Source organism: Amycolatopsis sp. NPDC050768, assembly GCF_040654155.1.
Classification (GTDB): domain Bacteria; phylum Actinomycetota; class Actinomycetes; order Mycobacteriales; family Pseudonocardiaceae; genus Amycolatopsis.
Map to the genome: position 1 here is coordinate 114,830 of NZ_JBFAHL010000023.1, position 20,866 is coordinate 135,695.

At 69.5% G+C, this 20,866-nt stretch carries 18 protein-coding genes; 12 read left to right on the plus strand and 6 right to left on the minus strand.

Annotated elements, in window-relative coordinates:
• Positions 1-45: 45 nt before the first annotated feature.
• Positions 46-576 (minus strand): DUF4232 domain-containing protein, encoded by a 531-nt coding sequence (locus AB0H62_RS43915; protein ID WP_360592226.1) that lies wholly within the window; start codon positions 574-576, stop codon positions 46-48.
• A 304-nt stretch (positions 577-880) separates the two neighbouring features.
• Here AB0H62_RS43915 and AB0H62_RS43920 point away from each other — a divergent pair, with 304 nt between their 5' ends.
• Positions 881-1,105: a hypothetical protein gene (locus tag AB0H62_RS43920; protein ID WP_220244178.1), complete on the plus strand. Its 225-nt coding sequence runs from the start codon at positions 881-883 to the stop codon at positions 1,103-1,105.
• Here the strand turns inward: AB0H62_RS43920 and AB0H62_RS43925 are convergent.
• Complete coding sequence (locus AB0H62_RS43925) at positions 1,102-1,662, minus strand: M15 family metallopeptidase (protein WP_220244179.1); 561 nt, start codon at positions 1,660-1,662, stop codon at positions 1,102-1,104. The genes AB0H62_RS43920 and AB0H62_RS43925 overlap by 4 nt on opposite strands.
• Before the next feature lie 104 nt (positions 1,663-1,766).
• A complete protein-coding gene (locus tag AB0H62_RS43930; protein WP_255638445.1) occupies positions 1,767-2,756 on the minus strand; it encodes an ArsR family transcriptional regulator in 990 nt (329 codons plus the stop codon).
• A 67-nt stretch (positions 2,757-2,823) separates the two neighbouring features.
• On the opposite strand from AB0H62_RS43930, the gene AB0H62_RS43935 reads away from it, so the two are divergent.
• The 3 genes from AB0H62_RS43935 (at position 2,824) to AB0H62_RS43945 (ending at position 5,464) form a co-directional block, all read left to right on the plus strand.
• Positions 2,824-4,014 carry an MFS transporter gene (locus AB0H62_RS43935; RefSeq protein WP_360592227.1) on the plus strand — a complete coding sequence of 397 codons (1,191 nt, stop codon included), beginning with the start codon at positions 2,824-2,826 and terminating at the stop codon, positions 4,012-4,014.
• Positions 4,011-4,472 (plus strand): MarR family winged helix-turn-helix transcriptional regulator, encoded by a 462-nt coding sequence (locus tag AB0H62_RS43940; protein ID WP_220244182.1) that lies wholly within the window; start codon positions 4,011-4,013, stop codon positions 4,470-4,472. Before AB0H62_RS43935 ends, AB0H62_RS43940 begins: the two co-directional genes overlap by 4 nt.
• Positions 4,473-4,534: 62 nt before the next feature.
• The gene (locus tag AB0H62_RS43945; protein WP_360592228.1) at positions 4,535-5,464 is read left to right on the plus strand and encodes a hypothetical protein; all 930 of its coding nucleotides are present in this window, start codon (positions 4,535-4,537) and stop codon (positions 5,462-5,464) included.
• 45 nt (positions 5,465-5,509) lie between these two features.
• Here AB0H62_RS43945 and AB0H62_RS43950 read toward each other — a convergent pair whose 3' ends face one another.
• The 3 genes from AB0H62_RS43950 to AB0H62_RS43960 form a co-directional block, all read right to left on the minus strand.
• Positions 5,510-6,307, minus strand: coding sequence for a family 1 encapsulin nanocompartment shell protein (locus tag AB0H62_RS43950; RefSeq protein ID WP_360592229.1), 798 nt, complete (start codon positions 6,305-6,307; stop codon positions 5,510-5,512).
• Positions 6,304-7,353 (minus strand): Dyp-type peroxidase, encoded by a 1,050-nt coding sequence (locus tag AB0H62_RS43955; RefSeq protein ID WP_255638446.1) that lies wholly within the window; start codon positions 7,351-7,353, stop codon positions 6,304-6,306. Before AB0H62_RS43955 ends, AB0H62_RS43950 begins: the two co-directional genes overlap by 4 nt.
• A gap of 127 nt (positions 7,354-7,480) precedes the next feature.
• Complete coding sequence (locus AB0H62_RS43960) at positions 7,481-8,104, minus strand: TetR/AcrR family transcriptional regulator (RefSeq protein WP_220244186.1); 624 nt, start codon at positions 8,102-8,104, stop codon at positions 7,481-7,483.
• A 128-nt stretch (positions 8,105-8,232) separates the two neighbouring features.
• Here AB0H62_RS43960 and AB0H62_RS43965 point away from each other — a divergent pair, with 128 nt between their 5' ends.
• The 8 genes from AB0H62_RS43965 to AB0H62_RS44000 all read left to right on the plus strand — a co-directional run bounded on the left by AB0H62_RS43965 (position 8,233) and on the right by AB0H62_RS44000 (position 20,866).
• Entirely contained in the window at positions 8,233-9,036 is an 804-nt protein-coding gene (locus AB0H62_RS43965; RefSeq protein ID WP_220244187.1) for an SDR family NAD(P)-dependent oxidoreductase, read from the plus strand.
• Between the two features lie 57 nt (positions 9,037-9,093).
• Positions 9,094-10,215, plus strand: a complete 1,122-nt coding sequence (locus AB0H62_RS43970) for a DUF5938 domain-containing protein (protein ID WP_220244188.1) — start codon at positions 9,094-9,096, stop codon at positions 10,213-10,215.
• A gap of 16 nt (positions 10,216-10,231) precedes the next feature.
• Positions 10,232-11,794 (plus strand): AMP-binding protein, encoded by a 1,563-nt coding sequence (locus tag AB0H62_RS43975; RefSeq protein WP_360592230.1) that lies wholly within the window; start codon positions 10,232-10,234, stop codon positions 11,792-11,794.
• 273 nt (positions 11,795-12,067) lie between these two features.
• On the plus strand, positions 12,068-13,546 hold the full coding sequence (locus AB0H62_RS43980; RefSeq protein WP_360592231.1) for an LCP family protein: 1,479 nt from the start codon (positions 12,068-12,070) through the stop codon (positions 13,544-13,546).
• Between the two features lie 134 nt (positions 13,547-13,680).
• Entirely contained in the window at positions 13,681-14,535 is an 855-nt protein-coding gene (locus tag AB0H62_RS43985; protein WP_360592232.1) for a class I SAM-dependent methyltransferase, read from the plus strand.
• A gap of 236 nt (positions 14,536-14,771) precedes the next feature.
• Positions 14,772-18,272: a carboxylic acid reductase gene (car, locus tag AB0H62_RS43990; RefSeq protein WP_360592233.1), complete on the plus strand. Its 3,501-nt coding sequence runs from the start codon at positions 14,772-14,774 to the stop codon at positions 18,270-18,272.
• Between the two features lie 333 nt (positions 18,273-18,605).
• Positions 18,606-19,910, plus strand: coding sequence for an epoxide hydrolase family protein (locus AB0H62_RS43995; RefSeq protein ID WP_220244192.1), 1,305 nt, complete (start codon positions 18,606-18,608; stop codon positions 19,908-19,910).
• Positions 19,911-19,924: 14 nt separating this feature from the next.
• On the plus strand, positions 19,925-20,866 hold the full coding sequence (locus AB0H62_RS44000; RefSeq protein ID WP_360592234.1) for an aldo/keto reductase: 942 nt from the start codon (positions 19,925-19,927) through the stop codon (positions 20,864-20,866).

The following is a 20,866-nucleotide window of genomic DNA, read 5'->3' on the forward strand; positions in this document are numbered from 1 at the left end:
TCATGGCACGTCAGCACCCCTCGGGCCGCGCGACGAGCCCCGGCGTCAGGCGGCGATGACCGGTCCCACCGTGACGTTGTGGGCCTCGGCGGAAGCGTCGAGGGGCGACTGGTCCCACGGCAGCGTGATCTGCGGGTCGCTGGTGTCGCCGCGAGGGGTCGTGGTGCCGGGGGCCGTGATGGTGACTGCGGTGGGCTGAACCTGGTGCTCGGGCGCCTCGATGCCGCTCCAGTGCAGGAGCATGGTGGCCTGCTGACCGTCGGCGATGGTCACCAGGGGCGCGTCCGAGGAGCCGGCCTCGGGGGTGACGGTGACGCCGTCGGCGCCGATGAAGGAGACCGGCAGGGCGCCCTGGAAGTTGCAGGACTCGCCGGGTTTCGCGGTGAAAACGACGTTCGCGTAGCGCTGGCCGGCGCCCGGGTCGCCGGCGACGATGGTGGTGTCGACCTGAGCCGCGGTGCAGCGGAAGTCGGTGGGCATGGCCGACGCCGTGCCCACGCCGATGAACGCGACGGAGGCGGCGGCCGCGCCGGCCAGAGCGGTGATGGTGGCGGCCCGGCGAAGAGTGCTGGTCATGGAGTGGCTCCCTCCCTGTACGCGAGCGGACGATCCGCCGCGGAGCGCGGCCGCCGGTGATTCATTCACCGGTCTGGCCTGCTCACTCGAAATATGCCCACACCACGGACGGATTACCGCCCGAAGTGGGATTGCCCCCAAGAAAGCAACCTTGAGTGAGCACGGGCGTCCACCAGGTAATGAACGTCGCGGGAGGATGACTGCGCGCCGGAGGCCTGACCGAAGTATTACCTCATGCGCAACCTGTTTGACCGGTGACGAATTCGCGTGCCAAGCTCGGTGTCACGAACCGGAGGAGGAGCGGATGAGGACCATCGGCAAGGGGGTCGCGGCGCTGGCCGTGATCGGCGGCTCGCTGGCGTTCGAGGCGGTGCCGGCCACGGCGTCGGCCACCGGCACGGCCTTCACCACGTCGAACGGCCGCGTGGTCACCCCACCGGGGCCCGGCTTCGGCACCCCGGAACGCGGCGGCGACCCGGTCGCGTGCTTCCTGATCGACACATTTCGCCGCCGCACCAAGGAAAGTTAACCCGCCGCGTTCGGCAACGGCGCCGGGCACGTGCCACCCGGCGTCGTGAGCAGCTCGAAATGCCACAGCTCATTGGAATACGCCTGGCAGAGGCCGTAGTCGTCGCCGTGGCGGATGAGCCAGTCGTCGGCGTCGGTCGGGCCGATGTCCACGGCCTTGCCGGAGACGTGCGTCGATTTCTCCGGCGTGTTCACGTATTGGCGCGCGTTCTGGAGGCTCCCGTACTTCTGGATCCCCTCTTCGAGCAGCCGCTGCTGATACGCCTTGCTCCGCCACCCCGAAGTCACCTTGAACTCGATCCCCCGCCCCCGCGCGTCCGTCGCCGCCTGCTGCACGGCCTTCAGCAGGTTCGGATCCAGCTTCGACACGGCCGGGTAGCTCGTGTCGAACGGCGTGAGGTCCTTGCCCGACGGAATCCCGCCCTGCGCCGGATCGGTGTCGGGGTCGGACGAACCCGAGGCAACGCCCGTCGGCCACTCCGCCGCCGCCGTCGAACACCCCGCGACGAGCACCGCGGGCAGCAGCAACAGCACGAACTTGGCACGCATTTCAGGCATTCCCACTCCCGGACGACCCCACGACGATCACCCGGACCACGGTGCAACCCGCGTGTCCCCGGACCGTCAGGCGAATGTCCGCGCGGCGTAACAGCTGCGCAGGATCACGTAACAGCGCGCCGGCCGAGCAGCGCCTCGCCGAGCGGAGTCGTCAGGTACAGCACCGAACGCCCGGACCGTTGCCCCGCGACCAGGCCGTTCTCCCGCAACACGCGCAGGTGCTGCGATACCGCGCTCGGCGAAACGCCGAGCGACACCGCCAGATCCGTGGTCGTCGCGGGCGACCGCAAGGCTTCCAGCAGCTCGGCCCGCGGCCGGCCCAGCAGCCTGACCAGCGCGTCCCCGACCGGCGCGGCACCGACTGTCCACAGTGCACCAACCCCGCGCGCCGGATACCGCACGGTAGTCTGTGTGGCGGTGTTGCGCTTGATCAGCACATCGGGCGAGCCGAGCACGACCGGCATCAGCACCAGACCACCCGGACCCCGGTTGACGACCACGTCCCGGCCCGTCCCCGACAGGCGCAACCACCCGGCCGACCAGCTCAGCTCGGGATGCAGATCGGCGAACAGCCGTTCCGCGCCACCGACCGCCAGCTGCCGCGCCCGATGGACGACATCGGCGTCCAGCACGGCCCGGATCCGCGGCCAGTGCGGCGCCACCAGCCGTTCGTACGCCACGCGCAGCTCGGCCGCCAGCACCCGCAACCCCGCCGCCGGACGCGCCGCGAACTCCGCGACGACCGGCGGCGGATCGTCCCCGAAAACCCGCGAAATGCTGGCGCGCACCTGCCGCGCCGCAGTGCGCCCGAGCATGGCGAGATCGTCGTCGATCGTGCTGGTCGCGTGCGCCGGAGCGGGAACGAGGAAGTTCGGCCAACCCAAGCCCTTGGCGGTCAGCAAAGCCCACGCCAGCGGCACGTCGAGCGGCTCACGCGCGAGCTCGTCGGCCACCCACCGCAACCACGGCTGGTGCAGCGGCCCCCAGGTGCGCCCCATGACCTGCAGCAACGCCGCGACCGTCTCCGACAACGGCGACACGGCGAACCGCGTCGCCGCCAGCTCGGCGACGCCCACCTCGACGATGTCTGCCACCCCGCCGAGTATGTAGCAAGGAGCTAAAAGATGTCGCGGCCGACGCTCCGCCACCAGGATCGCCGTCGTGACAAAACTGCCGGCCGGGTACCGGAAGCTGTGGGGGGCCAACGGGATCGACAACGTCGGCAACGGAGCCTTCGTCACGGCCATGCCCCTGCTGGCCGTCACCGTCACGCGCGATCCGCGGCTCGTGTCGCTCGTGGCCGCCGCCGAGTACGTGCCGTGGCTGCTGCTCTCGTTGCCCGCAGGTGCCTGGGCCGACCGGCACGACCGCGTCCGGCTCATGACGCGCGCGCAGCTCGCGCAAGCCGCCGTCGCCGGTGCCGTCGCGCTGCTCGTCGCCGGCCACCAGGCGACGATCGTGCTGCTGGTCCTCACCGCCGTCGCCCTCGGTGCCGGCGATGTCGTCTTCGGCACGGCAGCACAGGCGTTCCTGCCCGAGGTCGTCCCGAAACCGTTGCTGCCCCGCGCCAACGGTTCCCTTCAGGTCGTCAAGACGGTGGGCGTCCAGTTCGCCGGCCCGCCGCTGGGCAGCGCGTTGTTCGCGCTCACGGCAGCCCTTCCGTTCGGGCTCGACGCGGTTTCCTTCGCCGCGTCGGCCGCGCTCGTCGCGAAGCTGCCTCGCCGCACGCACCAAGCCACGCGGAAAGCCCCAATTGCCGAAGGGCTCCGCTGGCTCGCGCACCACCGGTTGCTGCGCACCCTCGCGATTCTCCTGGGCGTCAACACCTTCTGCGGCCAGCTCGCCACCGCGACCCTCGTCCTCCTCGCCACCCAGACCCTCCACGTCAGCCCCGGCGGCTACGGCGTGCTGCTCGCGGCCGCGGCCGTCGGCAGCGTCGCCGGTGGTCTGGTCAACGCCCGGATCGTCGCGAAAATCGGGCCACTCAGCGCACTCGTCACCAGCCTCGCCGCGAACGCCGCGGTCTTCGCCGCCATCGGCCTCAGCCCGAACGCCGCTGTCCTCGGCGTTTTCCTCGCCCTCAACGGTTTCGTGACCACGCTCTGGAACGTCGTCACCGTCAGCCTCCGCCAGGACCTCGTCCCGGCGCCGCTGCTCGGGCGCGTCACCAGCGTCTACAAACTCCTCGGCTGGGGCCTCATCCCGCTCGGCACGCTGACCGGCGGTTTCCTCGCGGCGGCCTTCGGGCTGCGTGTCCCCTACCCCGTCGCCGGCGCCGTGCGCGGCCTCGCGCTGCTGGCCGCGTTGCCGGTGCTGGTGCGAAACCGGCCCCGCTACCATCGCCCCTCATGACAGAACCGCGCTGGCTCGGGGACGGCGAGCAGCGTGCCTGGCGCGCCTTCCTCGCGATGAGCCAGCGCCTCGACCACGCCCTCGCGCGCCACCTGCAGAACGAGTTCGGCCTCTCCGGCGCCGACTACCTGATCCTCGTCACCCTGTCCGAAGCCCCGGACGAGCGGATGCGCGCGTACGAGCTCATCGAGTCGACCGGCTGGGAGAAAAGCCGCCTCTCCCACCACCTCAAGCGCATGGAACGCCGTGGCCTCGTCTGCCGCGAGCCCACGGACAACGCGCGCTCCCCCGAGTTCTGCCTCACCCCCGCCGGGCACCAGGCCATCGTCGACGCCGCCCCCGCCCACGCGGCGCAGGTCCGCAAGCTCTTCTTCGACGTCGTCTCGCCCACCGAAGCCGCCCGCTTCGCCGCGACGTGCGAGAAGATCCTCGACGCCCTCGGCGGCACCGCCGCGTAGTACGACCGGGCAATTCACCGGACCGGGGCGGAACCGCCCGCGTCCCCGGCCGTCTCCTGGTAATGACGATCTTGACGATCCGCCGCACCCTGGTGACCCTCGCGGCCGTGCTGGCCACCGCCGCTACAGCCGCCACGGCGGCCACCACCGCCTCCGCCGCCGGTGAGAACGACGTGACCGCCTTCAGCGCCGCCGACCGTGCGGCCGCGCTCGCGTACTGGACACCCGAGAAGATGAAGGCCGCCGGGGCCGACACGATCGACCGCGTGGAGCAGGTGGCGAAGCGCTGGGCCGGGCCGGGGCCGCAGGGGGTCGGACGGCTGTTCTTCACCGAGGTCTCGCCCGGCGAGGCGCCGCTGGACAGCTGGTGCACCGCCACCGCCGTGCCGAGCACGAGTGGCGACGTCCTCGTGACGGCCGGGCACTGCGCGTACGCCGGGCTGAACCGGGAGGACCAGGTGATCCCGATCAAGAACTCCGTGTTCGTGCCCGGCTACGACCAGGGCCGCCGCCCGCACGGGGTGTTCGCGACACGCGCGCTCGCCTTCCGCCACTCCTACACCACGGGCAGCGAACCCGACGTCGCCATGGTCGTGCTCGACCAGCAGCAGGGCCGCCACGTCGCCCAGGTCGCGGGCACACAGCGGATTTCCTTCGACCACAAGGGAACCACGCAGGCCGCGATCGTCGGTTACCCCGGCTCGAAGGCGTACTTCGGGGAAGCGCTGATGTGGTGCGACCTGCCCACGCACCAGGACCCGACCGTGTCCGACCACTGGATGTCCACGTGCGACATGGCCGGCGGTTCCAGCGGCGGCCCGTGGTTCGACGGCTTCAACCGCTGGACCGGTTACGGCGAGATCTTCTCGGTCACCAGCCGCGGCGAGCTCGACTACGACGAGACCACCGGCGAGTCCAAGACCCTCAGCCTCGAGGGCGCCCCGCTCGGCGTGGACGCGAAGAACCTCTACGAAGCAGCGGAAAAGCTCTGAAACGAAGGGGAAGCCGCCCACACAAGGCGGCTTCCCCGTTCGGAATCAAGCAGTCAGACCGACCGCGGCCTCGGCCGTGTTGACCAGGAACGTCAGCGTCTCGCGGAAGTACAGCTGCACGCTGTCGGCGTCGTGGCTCGTGTAGCCGATCGACAGGTCCTGCCCGAAGTGCAGCTCGTAGTCGCCGCCGCGAGTCGTGAGCACGCACGCGCCCTCGATCGCCGGCGTCAGGATCAGGTCCCCGTCCACGATCTGCTTCAGGTGCTCCAGCACCGGGTAACCGTGGTCGGCGGCCTCGATCGCGGCGGTGTAGGCGGCGTTGCTCAGCAGCACCGAGTACGGCCCCGCGACGCCGGCCGAACGCAGCTTCGCCAACGCGTCACCGATCGCTTTCGGGTACGCGCTCGCCTCGCCGGGCAGCGCGATCGGGCTCAGCGAAGACGCGGGCCGGATGCCCGCGATGCCGGCGCCCGCGAAGCCGTCGAACACGATGCGGTCCTCGGCGTACGCGATGGCCTGCGCGGCGTCCTTCACCGGCTGCCAGTCCGGGTCCTTCGCGCCCCACTCCACGGAGTCGACGGCCTCGCGCGTGACGGTGAAGGGCACCTTCAGGTCCACGATCCGCTGCGCCGTGCGAAGCCGCGTGGTCACGCCGGCCAGCGGGCTCTCGACGCCCTCGACGTGCCCGGTGCCCACGGCCGAAAGGGTCGCGTCGTCGGCCACCACCACGTCGACCACCTTGCGCGCCGACGCGAACTCGGCGAACGTGCGCCGGGCCTCGTCCTCGAGGTCCGACCAGGCGACGTCGGAGATCGGGGCGAGTTCGCGATGCAGGTTGTTCATGACCGGGGACTCCTTCGCAGGCTGCCGATGCCCAGCGAGGTGCCGGGCTTGGGTGCCGGGGGCTCCGGCTTGACTTCGGGTTCGGCCGACTCGTCGCTCGCGACAGTCGGGTCTTCCAGGAACTCCGCCACGGGCACGTAGAACAGCGCACCCGTGAGCGGCGTCGAGAAGTCGAGGATGCGGTCGGTGTTGCCGGGCGGCGAGCCGACGAACATGTTCTCCAGCATCGTCTCGATGATCGAGGGCGTCTTGGCGTAGCCGATGAAGTACGTGCCGAACTCGCCGTACGCGGGGCGCCCGAAGGGCATGTTGTCGCGCAGGATCTCCAGCTCGTTGCCGTCTTCGTCTTCGATCACGTTGAGCGCGATGTGCGAGTCGCCGGGCTTCTCGTCGTCCGACAGCTCCACATCGGACAGTTTGCGCCGGCCGATCACCAGCTCCTGCTGCTCGGTGGTGAGCTTGTTCCACGCCGTCATGTCGTGCAGGTACTTCTGCACGATCACGTAGCTGCCGCCGTTGAACGCCTCGTCGTCGTCGACCAGCACGGCCTCGACGGCGCCGCGGCCGGTCGGGTTCTCGGTGCCGTCGACGAACCCGAGCACGTCACGCGCGTCGAAGTAGCGGAAGCCCTGCACCTCGTCGACGACCGTGACCACACCGTCGAGCCGCTCCATGATCAGCGACTCGAGCTCGAAGCACAGGTCCATCCGCTCGGCCCGCAGGTGGAACAACAGGTCGGCCTTGGTCGTCACGCTGGTGTGCTTGTCCCCGGCGAACACGGGCAGGTCGTGCAGCTCGGCCGGCTTCGGCGAGCCGTAGATCCGGTCCCACGCCGACGAGCTGATGCCGGCCACGCACGTGAGCCCGCCGTCCAGCGACCGGAACCCGACAGAACGCTGCAACCCGGCCAGATCGGCCAGCAGGTCCTTCGCCACGGACTCGCCGCCTGGGTTCACGCGGACCACCAGGAAGATCGCCGCGCGCGTGAGCGGGCCGACCACCTCCTGCGGCTCCGGCGGCAGCTCGGCTGAAGCAGACGCCGTCACCACGCACCCCCAGCGCAGCGCGCTTTCTCGACCACTGGCCCTCCCGCCTGCCCAACCGACGTCCGGCATCCTAACCCGCTGCACCGGATCCGCCCGCCGCACTCACACGGCCGGGAAACCCGCGCCGTCAGGCCGTGCAGAACAGTTGCTTGACCACGCGCGGCACGGCTTCGCCGAGCTCGTCGGCCGCGGTCTCCCGCCCGGCGAGGTGGCGGAGCAGGAACTGCTGGAAGAGGCCGTCGAACGTGGCATACGCGACGGCCTCGGACACCTGCGGCACGGCGCCGGCCAGCTCGGCGTAGCGCTCGACGACGCGCCAGATCATGGCCTGCCTGCGCTCGTCGATCTCGAGCACGTCGGCGCGGAAGGACTCCTCGAACAGGCTCTGGTTGCGCAAGTCGTACCAGAGGCGGTGCATTACGGCGTCGGTGCGCAGCGTCGCCGCCATGGCCGCGCCGAAGCCGCGTTCGAGCTCCTCGGCGGTGTGCGCCTCGGCCACGACGTCGTCGTAGCGCGTCACGCAGACCTCTTCGAACTTGCGCACCGCGTAGGTGAGCAGCTCGACCTTGTCGGCGAAGTAGTAGTGCAGCACGCCGTGGGAGAAATCCGACTTCTGGGCGATCTCGCGCAGGCTTGTGCGGGCGTAGCCCAGCTCGGCGAGCGTCTGCAGCGCGGATTCCGCCAGCTGCTCGCGCCGCTGGGCGAACTTGTCCACGCCCCGGCGCGAGATGCGCTCCTTTGCCTGCGTCACGCCGGGAGTCTAGCGCGACCCGGGACCCGATGCGGAAATTCCTTGACGACTGTCCAAGAAAATCTTGACGACTGTCCAAAGTTAGCTACGGTGTGACCTACGCCGCATGTCTCAAGGAGGAGATGTCGATGGTTTCGTACGACCTGAGCGGGCGAACCGCGCTGGTGACGGGTGGGGCACAGGGCCTGGGGGCCGGGATGGCCGAGGCGCTCGCGAAGGCCGGGGCCACCGTGGTCATCGCCGACGTGCAGGAGGAGCTGGGCCGCGCCACGGCCGACTCGATCAAGCAGACCGGCGCGACGGCCGGCTTCGTCCGCCTCGACGTGACCGACGACGCGGGCTGGGAGCAGGCCGTGAGCGCGGTCGTCGGCGAGTACGGCGGGCTCGACGTGCTGGTGAACAACGCCGGCGTCGAGATCACCGGCCTCGTCGCCGACCTCGACCCCGCCCACGTGCGCAAGATGCTCGAGGTCAACGTGCTCGGCACCGCGCTCGGCGTGAAGCACGCGTTCCGCGCGATGCGCCCCGGCGGCGCGGCCGGCAACGGCGGTTCGATCGTGAACATCTCCTCGGTGGCCGCGACCATCGCGTTTCCCGGGATCGCGGGCTACTCCGCCACGAAGTCGGCCGTCGACCGGCTCACGCGCGTGGCCGCGATGGAGGCCGGGAAGCTCGGTTACGGCGTGCGCGTGAACTGCGTGTACCCGGGCCTCGTGCCCACGCAGATGGGCAACCAGCTGGCCAACGACGTCGTCGAAGTGGGGTTGTTCCCCAGCGTCGAAGAAGCGATCGGCGCCGTGGTCGGGCAGACGCCGGCGGGGCGGCTCGGTGAGGTGGCCGACATGGCCGACGCCGTGGTGTTCCTCGCCTCCGACGCCGCCCGGTTCATCACCGGCGCGGGGCTGCCGGTCGACGGCGGCATGGGCATGTGACCGGAAACCCGAGCCGACCCCACTGACTTCAGCGACCTCTGCGAAAGGACAACCGTCGTGAGCAAGCCCGTCGTCGTCTACGGCGCTTCCGGCTACACCGGGCGCCTGATCTGCGAATACCTGCGCGAGTACAACGTGCCCTTCGTCGCCGCGGGGCGCGACAAGGCCCGGCTTCAGGAGTCGCTCGACCACATCCCCGGCCTCGACACCGTCGACCACGAGGTGGTGGAGGTGGCCCACGAGGTCGGGCCGCTCACCGAGCTGTTCGCGGGCGCGTCGGTGGTGTGCAACACCGTCGGCCCGTTCAGCGAGTACGGCCACGAGGTCGTGCAGGCCTGCCTCGCGTCGGGGGCGCACTACCTGGACACGACCGGCGAGCAGGACTGGCTGATCTCGGCCGAGGAGCGCTACGGCGCCGACATGGCGGCCCAGGGGCTGCTGCTGTCGCCGGGCATCGCGCAGATGTACACGACCGGCGAGATCGCCGCGAACATCTGCTTGGAGACGCCAGGGCTGGACACCCTGGACATCCTGGTGTTCTGGAAGGGTTACCCGACTGTCGCGTCGACTCGCACCATCCTCGTCAACGCGGCGCTTTCTTCGGCGTACTACCTGGAACAGAACGAGTACCAGGAGTGGCCGGCCGACGGCGGTCTGCACGACGTCGTCGTGCCCGGTCACCACGAAACCGGCCTCGCGCTGCCGTGGGGCGGGACTTCGCACCCGGTGTGGTTCAAGCGCGACCCGCGCGTGGCCAACGTGAAGGCCATCGGCGGTGTGTTCGACCGCGCGCTGATGCAGGGCGTGCCGATGATCGTGGCCGCTGTGCTGGAGCAGGTGAAGGACCTGCCGGAAGCCGAGAAGCTGAAGGTGCTGCACGAGCAGGCCGCCGCCGTGCGCGACGAGATGCCGCCGCGGGAGAACCAGCGGCTGAACACGTCGCTGGACTCGGTGCACGCGTCGGGCCCGCTGGGCCGCGCCCACTGCGTGATCCACGGGACCTGCAACTACAAGCAGACGGGCCTGTTGCAGGCGTACGCCGCGTACTCGCTGCTGCAGCAGCCGCCGCGGCGGGCCGGGTTCGCGTCGGCGTGCCAGGCGTTCGGGCACCGGGAGCTGCTCGGGGTGCTGCGGTCGTTCGGGCTCGTGTCCAACCCCGTGCTGACCGTGCACGCGTGAGCCGGGGAGACGAGCGGTGCGGTTGATCGACTACCTCGACAAGGGCGCCTCGCTGGGCGCTTCGGCGCCGTGCTTGACCTACGGCGACCCGGCACAAGAGACGGCCTCACTGAGCTACGGCGAGGTCCAGGAGCTGTCCTGGCGGGTCGCGCGGGCGCTGGCGCGCTCGGGCGTGCGGCCGGGCGACAAGGTCGCGATCCTCTCGGGGAACGACCCGGTTTCGTTCGGCTGCGTCTTCGGCATCAGCCGCGCAGGGGCGGTCTGGTGCCCGGTCAACCCGCGCAACGAGGCGGCGGAGAACAGGGAGCTGCTCGACCTGTTCGACTGCACGTGCTTGCTGGTGCAGTCTTCGTTCGCATCGCTCGTCTCCCGCATCCTGCCGGACCTCCCGGCGGTGAAAACGGTGGTGTGCCTGGACGGTTCGATGCCGGGCGCGGTGTCGTTGACGGGCGCGGTGTCGTTGACGGAGTGGCTCGACGGGCTCGAAGCGTCACCGTTCGATGCGGCGCCGCCCGACGACGTGGCCATGCTCGTCGGCACGGGCGGCACCACCGGCCGGCCGAAGGGCGTGGTGCTGACCGGGCACAACGTCGAGACGATGTCGGCGCTCACGCTCATGAGCTACCCGTTCTCGCCGCGGCCGCGGTATCTCGCGCTGGCGCCGTTGACGCACGCGGCCGGGGTGCTGTGTTTCCCGGTGCTGGCGCTGGGCGGCGAGATCGTCGTGATGCCGAAGCCGGACCTGGGCGAGTTCCTGGCTCTGGTGCACCGGCACCGCATCACGCACACGTTCCTGCCGCCGACGCTGATCTACCTCCTCCTGGACCACCCCGATCTGTCCACAACGGACTTCAGCTCGATGGAATGCCTGTGGTACGGGGCCGCTCCGATGTCGGCGGCGCGGCTCGAAGAGGCGATCACGCGCATCGGCCCGGTGCTGGGCCAGCTCTTCGGCCAGAGCGAAGCACCGATGATGATCTCGACGATGGCGCCGGCCGAGCACTTCCACGCCGACGGATCCCTCGCCCGCGAACGCTTCACCTCCGCGGGCAGGCCCACGCCGCTCACGCGCGTGGCCATCATGTCCGACAACGGATCCCTGCTGCCATCCGGCGCGCGCGGCGAGATCGTGGTGCGCGGGCCGCTCGTGATGCCGGGCTACTACAAGAACCCCGCCGCGACCGAGGACGTCAGCCGCTACGGCTGGCACCACACCGGCGACATCGGCTACCTCGACGACGAGGGGTACCTCCACATCGTCGACCGCGCCAAGGACATGATCATCACGGGCGGTTTCAACGTGTACTCCGCCGAAGTCGAGCAGGCCCTGATGACACACCCGGCTGTGCAGGACTGCGCCGTGGTCGGGCTGCCGCACGAGAAGTGGGGCGAACAGGTCACCGCGGTCGTCCAGCTCCACAGAGGACGGTCGGTGTCCGAGGGCGAGCTCCGCGCCGTCGTGAAGGAGCTCCTGGGCAGCGTCAAAACTCCCAAGGTCGTCCGGATCTGGCCCGACCTCCCGCGGTCGAAGGTGGGCAAAGTGCTGAAGACGGACGTCAAGGCCCAGCTGCTCCGCTGAGCGGCACCCCACCGGACGGATTGCCGTCGCGAGGAGACCCCGTGTCCTCGCGGCGGCGATTTCACGTGCCCGCGTGAACACTCTGCGCCGGCCCCGCGAGCGAACCGCGAATAATCACCGGTACAGACCTTTGTCCGGTCTTGTCCACTCCCGTTACGACATCGAAAACGCCCCCCGGCCGAGGCCGGAAACGGGGCCGCTACCGTTGGCATTTCGAGCACCGGACGGCGTCGGGCCCCGGGATGCCGGAGAAACTGCAGAAAAGGAGCCCTGATGCGTCGCACCAAGGCCTCCGGTCCGCTGCGCGCGGCCCAAGTCGTGCTCGTGGTCGTGTCCCTGCTCGTGCTGGGCGGCACCGGTTACGCGTGGTCGACCCTGCAGTCACTCACCGACGGCCTGACCAGGGCCGATGTGATCACCGGCACCGACCAGCCGCCGCTGGGCGAGCAGAACATCCTCATGGTCGGCCTCGACACGCGCACCGACGCGCAGGGCAATCCGCTGCCCGCCGACGTGCTCTCGCAGCTGCACGCGGGCGGCGCGGACGACGGTGGCGACACGACCGACACCATGATCGTCATCCACATCCCCGCGGGTGGCGGCCAGGCGACCGCGATCTCCATCCCGCGCGACTCCTACGTGAAGATCGCCGGCGACTACGGCAAACACAAAATCAACTCCGCGTATACCTACGGGCTCGTCGCGGAGAAGAACAAGCTGGTCGCGCAGGGTGTGTCCGGCAACCAGCTGGAGACGGACTCCGCGCAGGCCGGCGCCAAGACGGCGATCGACACCGTGCAGCAGTTCACCGGGCTCACGATCACGCACTACGCGGCGGTGAACCTCGCCGGCTTCTACTACCTGAGCGAGGCCGTCGGCGGCGTGCCGGTGTGCCTGAGCAAGCCCGTGCACGACTCGTACTCGGGCGCGAACTTCGCGGCGGGCCCTCAGAGCGTCGGCGGGGCGAAGGCGCTGCAGTTCGTGCGCCAGCGCCACGGGCTGCCCAACGGCGACCTCGACCGCATCAAACGCCAGCAGGTGTTCATGGCGAGCATGGCCAAGACGATCCTGTCGGCCGGCACGCTCGCCGACCCGGGCAAGCTGGACAACCTGATCACGGCCGTGAAGAAGGCCGTGGTGGTCGACTCCGGCTGGGACATCGTCGGGTTCGCGCAGCAGCTGCACGGCATGAGCGCAGGCGCGCTGAAGTTCGTCACCGTGCCGGTCGTGAACATCTCGCTCAAGACGCCGTCGGACGGCGACGCGGTGGAGGTGGATCCCGACCAGGTGCAGCAGTTCGTGCGCCAGCAGCTGGGCACGCCGGCGGCCTCGTCGAACGCGCCCGCCTCGCCGGGCGACTCGAGCCTGAGCCAGTACACCGTGGACGTGCGCAACGCGTCGGACACCAGCGGCCTGGCCGCGAGCGTGGCCGACAAGCTCGCCGCCGCCGGGTACACCAAGGGCACGGTGGCCAACGCGACCACGCGCAAGATGTCGATCGTCTTCTACGGCCACAGCCAGAAGACCCAGGCGACACAGATCGCGAAGACGCTCGGCGGGATCGCCGTGAGCCCCGACACCTCGCTGGACAACGACCACTTCCGCGTGTTCCTGGGCAAGGACTACGAGGACTCCAGCGGCTCGTCGAGCACCGGCGGCGCGCCGCAGGTGCACCCGGCGGCGTATGTGAGCCCCGCGCCCGCGCAGACCCCGCCGCCGATCACCGGCGACGGCGTCCCCTGCGTGAACTGAGTCCTTTTCATCCCGATAAATCGTTTTTGGGCATTCTGGGTATTCGCTTTTGTTTCGCGCACTTCGGTAACGCTCACTCCGCGGTTTCGGACTGAGCGAGTGAACCGAAACGACGGCGAAAAGGGTTTCCCGCCATGTCCGAAAGACAGAAACCGGCCAACTTCCGGAACCTGCTGAACCACGTTTCCGTGGCCAACGCGAAAAGGGTGGCCGCGAGTGCCGAAGAGCTCGCGCAGCGTGTACTCGCGACCGTCGGCGCCCGTCAGCCGGAATCCCGGATCTCGGCCGATTCGCAGACGTACTGGCGCCGGCCGAGCGGGGATCGCTGGCAGGCCAACGCACATTGGCGCGACGCGTCCGTGTTCCAGGGCAGCGACCTGTGGTCGCGCCTCGGCCGCGAGCACCTCGACCTGTTCGACGCGGGCGCCCGGATGGCGAGCTTCACCGGCCCGTGGCACCGCGTTCTGGAATGGGGCTGCGGTGGTGGCGCGAATGCGATCCACTTCGCTCCGCGCGCGGAAGAATTCATCGGCATCGACATCGCGGCGGAAACGTTGCACGAATGCGAACGCCAAGTGAAAGCCGCGTGTGACACGCCGTTCCTGCCGGTCGCGATCGACGTCGCGAAACCGGAAGAAGCACTCGACGCCGTCGGCGGGTTGGTCGACGTCTTCTTCTCCTGCTACGTCTTCGAGCTCATCCCCACCCCGGAGTACGGCGAACGGCTGCTGCGCATCGCCCGGCAGCTGCTGACTCCCGACGGCCTGGCGATGATCCAGATCAAGTACGACCCCGGTTCGTGGCGCACCGGACCCCGTCGCCGCGCCTACCGCACCGGGCTGGCCGGAATGACCACGTACGGCATCGACGCGTTCTGGCAGACCGCCACCCGCTGCGGCCTGCAGCCGCTCGCCGTCCACCTGGTCCCGAAGAACGACCTGGACGAGCGCTACGCGTACTTCTTCCTGCGCAACGGAAGTCCCTCCTGATCCGGTTTGCGCAGTTCGTCCGTGTCAGTGAATCTCGGGGTACGTGGGACTCCTGTTGCCCACTGACCGTTTCCCTACCAGGCGTGATCAAGACGGCACAACGCGTTCATGATCACAAACACGAGCAGGTGTTCGGCCGACCACGATCAGTAAACTTAGGGGACGCAAACAACTAGCCCAAAAGGAGCCGACGGCGCCTCCCGCTGGACGAACGCCGACCCAGGGAGGGCTGAGCATTGGCGACCCCGCCGACCGAGATCACCAGTACCGAGCACCGCGTCGAGCAGCTGCTGGCAGCTGAGCCGCAGCTGCGGGACGCCGCCCCCGACGCCGGCATCGCCGAGGCGATCCGACGACCGGGGTTGTCGTTGGTGGAGCTGATCGAAACGGTGATGACGGGGTACGCCGGCCGCGCCGCCTTCGCCGAACGGGCCACGGAGGCGGTGACCGACCCGGCGACGGGCCGCACCACGCGCCGGCTGCTGCCGCGGTTCGACATGGTGACCTACCGCGAAGCGTGGCAGCGCGCGTGCGCCATCGCGGGCGAGTGGACCCACCACGCCGAAGCCTCCGTGGCGGCCGGTGATTTCGTGGCCACGCTCGGCTTCACGAGCACCGAGTACGCGATCATCGACCTCGCCTGCGTCCGCGCCGGCGTGGTGTCCGTGCCGCTGCAGGCGGGCACGACGGCGGGCACGCTCAAGCCGATCGTCACCGAGACCGCGCCGAAGCTGCTCGCGTCCAATGTGGACAACCTCGGGACCGCCGTGGACCTGGTGCTCGACAGCACGACCGTGCGGCGCCTGGTGGTGTTCGACTACCACCCCGAGGTCGACGCCGAGCGCGAGAAGTTCGAGGCCGCCGAGGCGCGGCTCGCCTCGGCCGACAGCCCGATCGTCGTCGAGCCGCTGAGCGCGGTGCTCGAACGCGGCGCCACCGCGGCGCCCGCGCCGATGTCCGGCGCGGACCCGGACCGCCTGTCGCTGCTCATCTACACCTCCGGCAGCACCGGCACGCCCAAGGGCGCGATGTACACCGACCGGCTCATCGCGAACCTGTGGCACGAGTTCTTCCCCGAACGGCCCCCGTTCCCCTTGGTGGACCTCAACTTCATGCCGCTGAGCCACGTGATGGGCCGCGCCATGCTCGTCTCCACCCTGGCCGACGGCGGTACCGTCCACTTCGCCGCGAAGAGCGACCTGTCCACCTTGTTCGAGGACATCTCGCTGACGCGCCCCACCGAGATCGTGATGGTGCCGCGGATCTGCGACATGATCTTCCACCACTACCAGAGCGAGCTCGACCGTCGCGCGCTCGGCGCCGGTTACTCAGCCGAGCTGGAAGCCGAGGTCAAGCTCGACCTGCGCACGAGCTTCCTGGGCGGGCGGATGGTCTGGGCCGGCTCCGGTTCCGCGCCCCTGTCGGGCGAGATGCGGGCCTTCATCGAGTCGGTGTTCGGTCTCGAGCTGCACGACGGTTACGGATCCACCGAGGCCGGCATCGTGCTGTTCGACCACAAGCCGACCCGCCCGCCGGTGCTCGACTACAAGCTCGACGACGTCCCGGAGCTCGGCTACTTCTCCACGGATTCCCCGCACCCGCGCGGAGAGCTGCTGGTCAAAGCGACCAGTTTGGTGCCGGGCTACTACAAGCGCCCCGACGCCACGGCCGAGGTGTTCGACGAGGACGGCTACTACCGGACCGGCGACATCATGGTCGAGACCGCGCCGGACACGCTGTTCTACCTCGACCGGCGCAAGAACGTGCTGAAGCTGTCGCAGGGCGAGTTCGTGGCCGTCTCGCGGCTGGAGGCCGAGTTCGCGGCCGCACCGGCGATCGGGCAGATCTATCTGTACGGCAGCAGTGAACGCGCGTACTTGCTCGCGGTGATCGTGCCGACGCCGGAGGCGCTCGAAGCGTTTGGCGACGGTGAAAAGCTCAAGGCGCAGCTGAGCGAATCGCTGCAGAGCATCGCGAAGGAGTCCGACCTCAACTCGTACGAGATCCCGCGCGACTTCCTCGTGGAGACCCAGCCGTTCAGCCCCGAAAACGGGCTGCTCACAGGAATCCGCAAGCTGTCGAGGCCGAAACTCAAGGAGCACTACAGCGAGCGGCTCGACCAGCTCTACCGTGAGATCGCCGAGCGCGAGTCGAGCGAGCTGCGCGAACTGCGGCAGGTCGGGCGTTCGCAGCCGGTGTTCGACACGGTCGTGCGGGCGGCACAGGCACTGCTCGGCGCGTCTTCGAGCGAATTGAGCCCCGAGGCGCACTTTGTCGAGCTGGGTGGCGACTCGCTGTCGGCGCTCACGTTCTCCAACCTGCTGCGGGAGATCTTCGACGTCGAGGTGCCGGTCGGCGTGGTCATCAGCCCGGCGACCGACCTGCGCAAGCTAGCGTCGTACATCGAGGACGCGCGCGAGTCGGGCGCCAAGCGGCCCACCTTCGCCAAGGTCCACGGCGCGGGCAGCACCGAGGCTCGCGCCGAAGCGCTCACGCTCGACAAGTTCCTCGACGCCGCCACCCTGGACGGCGCCTCAACGCTGGCGCGCCCCACGGCCACCATCGGCACCGTGCTGCTGACCGGCGCCAACGGTTACCTCGGCCGGTTCCTCTGCCTGGAATGGCTGGAACGGCTGGCCGAATCGGGCGGCCGGCTCATCTGCCTCGTCCGCGGCAGCTCCGCCGAGGCCGCGCACCGGCGGCTCGAGGACGCGTTCGACAGCGGCGACGCCAATCTGCTGCGCCACTTCCGCGACCTGGCCGCCGACCACCTGGAGGTGCTCGCGGGCGACATCGGCGAGCCGGACCTCGGCCTCGACGAGGCAACCTGGCGGCGGCTGGCCGACACCGTCGACCTCATCGTGCACCCGGCCGCGCTGGTCAACCACGTGCTGCCCTACGACCAGCTGTTCGGCCCCAACGTGGTGGGCACCGCGGAGCTGATCCGGATGGCGTTGACCTCGCGGATGAAACCGATCACCTATCTGTCCACAGTGGCCGTGATCGCCGACCAGGCGTCCTCGGCCGACGAGGTGTCCGACATCCGGGTGACGAGCCCCGTGCGCGTGCTCGACGACGGTTACGCCAACGGCTACGCCACCAGCAAGTGGGCCGGCGAGGTCCTGCTGCGCGAGGCCAACGACGCCTTCGGCCTGCCCGTCGCCACGTTCCGCTCCGACATGATCCTGGCGCACAGCCGCTACTCCGGCCAGCTCAACGTCCCGGACATGTTCACGCGACTGCTGCTCAGCCTCATCGTCACGGGCATCGCGCCCGGGTCGTTTTACAGTTCGGCCGCCCCCGCCCACTACGACGGCCTGCCCGCCGACTTCACCGCCGAGGCCATCACCACCCTCGGCACCCAGGCAACCGAGGGCTACCGCACCTACAACGTCCTCAACCCCCACGAGGACGGCGTCTCCCTCGACACCTACGTCGGCTGGCTCGTGTCGGTCGGCTATCCGATCAAGCGCATCGACGACTACGCCGAGTGGTTCGCCCGCTTCGAGACGGCCATCCGCGGGTTGCCGGAGAAGCAGAAGCAGCACTCCCTCCTGCCGCTGCTGCACGCGTTCTCCGCCCCGGCCTCCCCCGTCGACGGGGCCGGCATCCCGACCGACCGCTTCCGCTCGGCGGTGCAGGACGCCGGCATCGGCGCGGACAAGGACATCCCGCACGTGACCGTGGAGCTGATCCGGAAGTACGCGGCGGATCTGGCGCAGCTCGGGTTGATCTGAGGTCCCTTGCCCGGCGTCGGGGAAACTTGGCGCCGGGTAAGGCCTTCCGGGCGGGATCCGGACCGCGCCCGCAGCGTCCAATGTGGCCGAGCGCGTTCGATCGGCGCCGTCCTTCTCGACCTCGAAGATCGGCCTATCCGCACGTGGCGACGGGTTTCGAGGCGCCGACAGCGCAAGAACTCCGTAATACCCACCCACGAATAACGCCAGAAAAGCAACGGAAATCGCCATCTTTTCGAGGCAGGATGCGGGCGCTGGCCGCGATGATCAAGAACGGCTAGCGTCGGAAACGGCCGTCCGGTCCGCATTCTTTCCCCTTGAGGAGAAACAGTGATGTCCGAGAACACGTCCGAGCATTCCCGGCGGAGGTTCCTCGCCACGTCGGCGGGGGCGCTTGCCGTTGCGGCCAGTGCGTCGACGCTGCTGGCCGGGACCGCGAACGCCGCAACGGCCGCGAACACCACGGCCGGGCCCAGCGCCATCCGCCGCTTCCGCATCGACGTGCCACAGCGCGACCTCACCGACCTGCGCAACCGGCTGCGCGCCACGCGGTGGCCGACGAAAGAGACCGTCCCCGACGATTCGCAGGGCCTGCAGCTCCAACGCGTCCAGGACCTCGTGAAGTACTGGACCACCCGTTACGACTGGCGCAAGGTCGAGGCGAAGCTCAATTCCCTCCCGCAGTTCACCACGGAGATCGACGGCCTCGACATCCACTTCCTGCACATCCGCTCGAAGCACGAGAACGCGCTGCCGATCGTCATCACGCACGGCTGGCCGGGGTCGGTCCTCGAAATGCTCAAGGTGATCGGCCCGCTGACCGACCCGACGCGCCACGGCGGCAGCGCGGCCGACGCGTTCCACGTCGTCATCCCCTCGATGCCCGGCTACGGCTTCTCCGGCAAGCCCACCGCCACCGGCTGGGGCCCGGCGCGCATCGCGCGGGCGTGGGACGTGCTCATGAAACGCCTGGGCTACAACGAGTACGTCTCGCAGGGCGGCGACTGGGGTTCGGTCGTGTCGGACGTGATGGCGGCGCAGCGACCCTCCGGCCTACGAGGCATCCACGTGAACATGCCCGCGACCGTGCCGCCGGAGATCGCGAAGATCCTCACCGACGGTGGTCCCGCGCCGGCGGGTCTGTCCACTGAGGAGCGTGCGGCGTTCGACTCGCTCAACGCCCTCTACACGCGCGGCTCCGGCTACTCGGCGATGATGGTGACCCGCCCGGAGACCGTCGGCTTCGGGCTGGCCGACTCGCCCGCGGGCCTCGCGGCGTGGATGTACGACAAATTCGCGGCGTGGACGTATAGCGGCGGCGTGCCCGAGAAGGTGCTCACGCGCGACGAGATGCTCGACGACATCACCCTCTACTGGGTCACCAACACGGCCGTGTCGTCCTCGCAGCTGTACTGGGAGAACAACGCGAACAACTTCAACGCCGTCGACGTCTCGATCCCCGCCGCCGTGACCGTGTTCCCCGGCGAGCTCTACCGCGCGCCGCGCAGCTGGGCCGAGCGCGCCTACCACGACCTGCGCTACTACAACCAGGTCGACAACGGCGGCCATTTCGCCGCGTGGGAGCAGCCGGAGCTGTTCTCGAAAGAGCTTCGGGCGGCGTTCCGCTTCCTTCGCTGATTACACTCGCGCGGGTGGACACGATCACCGCCCCCGCGCCCCCGGCGTGGTACGGCTGCATGGGTCTCGGCGGCAGCTGGGACCCGGCACCGTACGCGCCCGCCGACGTCTATGCCGCCGAGGCGGCAATCACCGCCTCGCTCGACATCGGCGTGACCGCCTTCGACCACGCGGACATCTACCGCCACGGCAAGGCGGAGGCCGTGTTCGGCGAGGTGCTCGCGCGCACGCCGGGCCTGCGGGAGCGGATCGTGCTCCAGACCAAGTGCGGGATCCGGCTCGACGGCGGCTTCTACGACCTGCGCGGCGCGAGCATCGTGGCCCGCCTCGCGCAGAGCCTCGAACGGCTGCGCACCGAGTACGTCGACGTGCTGCTGCTGCACCGGCCCGACCCGCTGGCCGACCTCGGCGAGGTCGCGGAGGCGTTGCACCGCCTGCGTGAGGACGGGCTGGTCCGGCACTTCGGCGTGTCGAACATGAGCGCCGCCCAGATCGCCGCTTTGCGGTCGCGTATGGACTTTCCGTTGGTGGCCAACCAGCTGGAGATGAGCCTCGCGCGCCGGGACTGGGTCGAGTCGGGTGTGCTGGTGAACACCTCGACGGCCGCCGCCAACGGCTTTCCCCACGGCACCCTCGAATACTGCGTGGAGCACGGGATTCAGCTCCAGTCCTGGGGTTCGCTGGCTCAGGGTGTCTACACGGGACGCCAGGCGACCCCGGTCGAAGAGGCCACCGCCCAGCTGGTGAAGGAACTCGCCGCCCACCACGACACCACGCCGGAAACCATCGTCCTCTGGTGGCTGATGCGCCACCCGGCGCGGATCGCCCCGGTACTCGGGAGCACCCGGCCCGAACGCATCCGTGCGTGCGGCGACGCCGTGAACCGCGAACCGGCCCTCACCCACGAAGAGTGGTACTGCCTGTGGATCACCGCCCGCGACGAGCCGTTGCCCTAG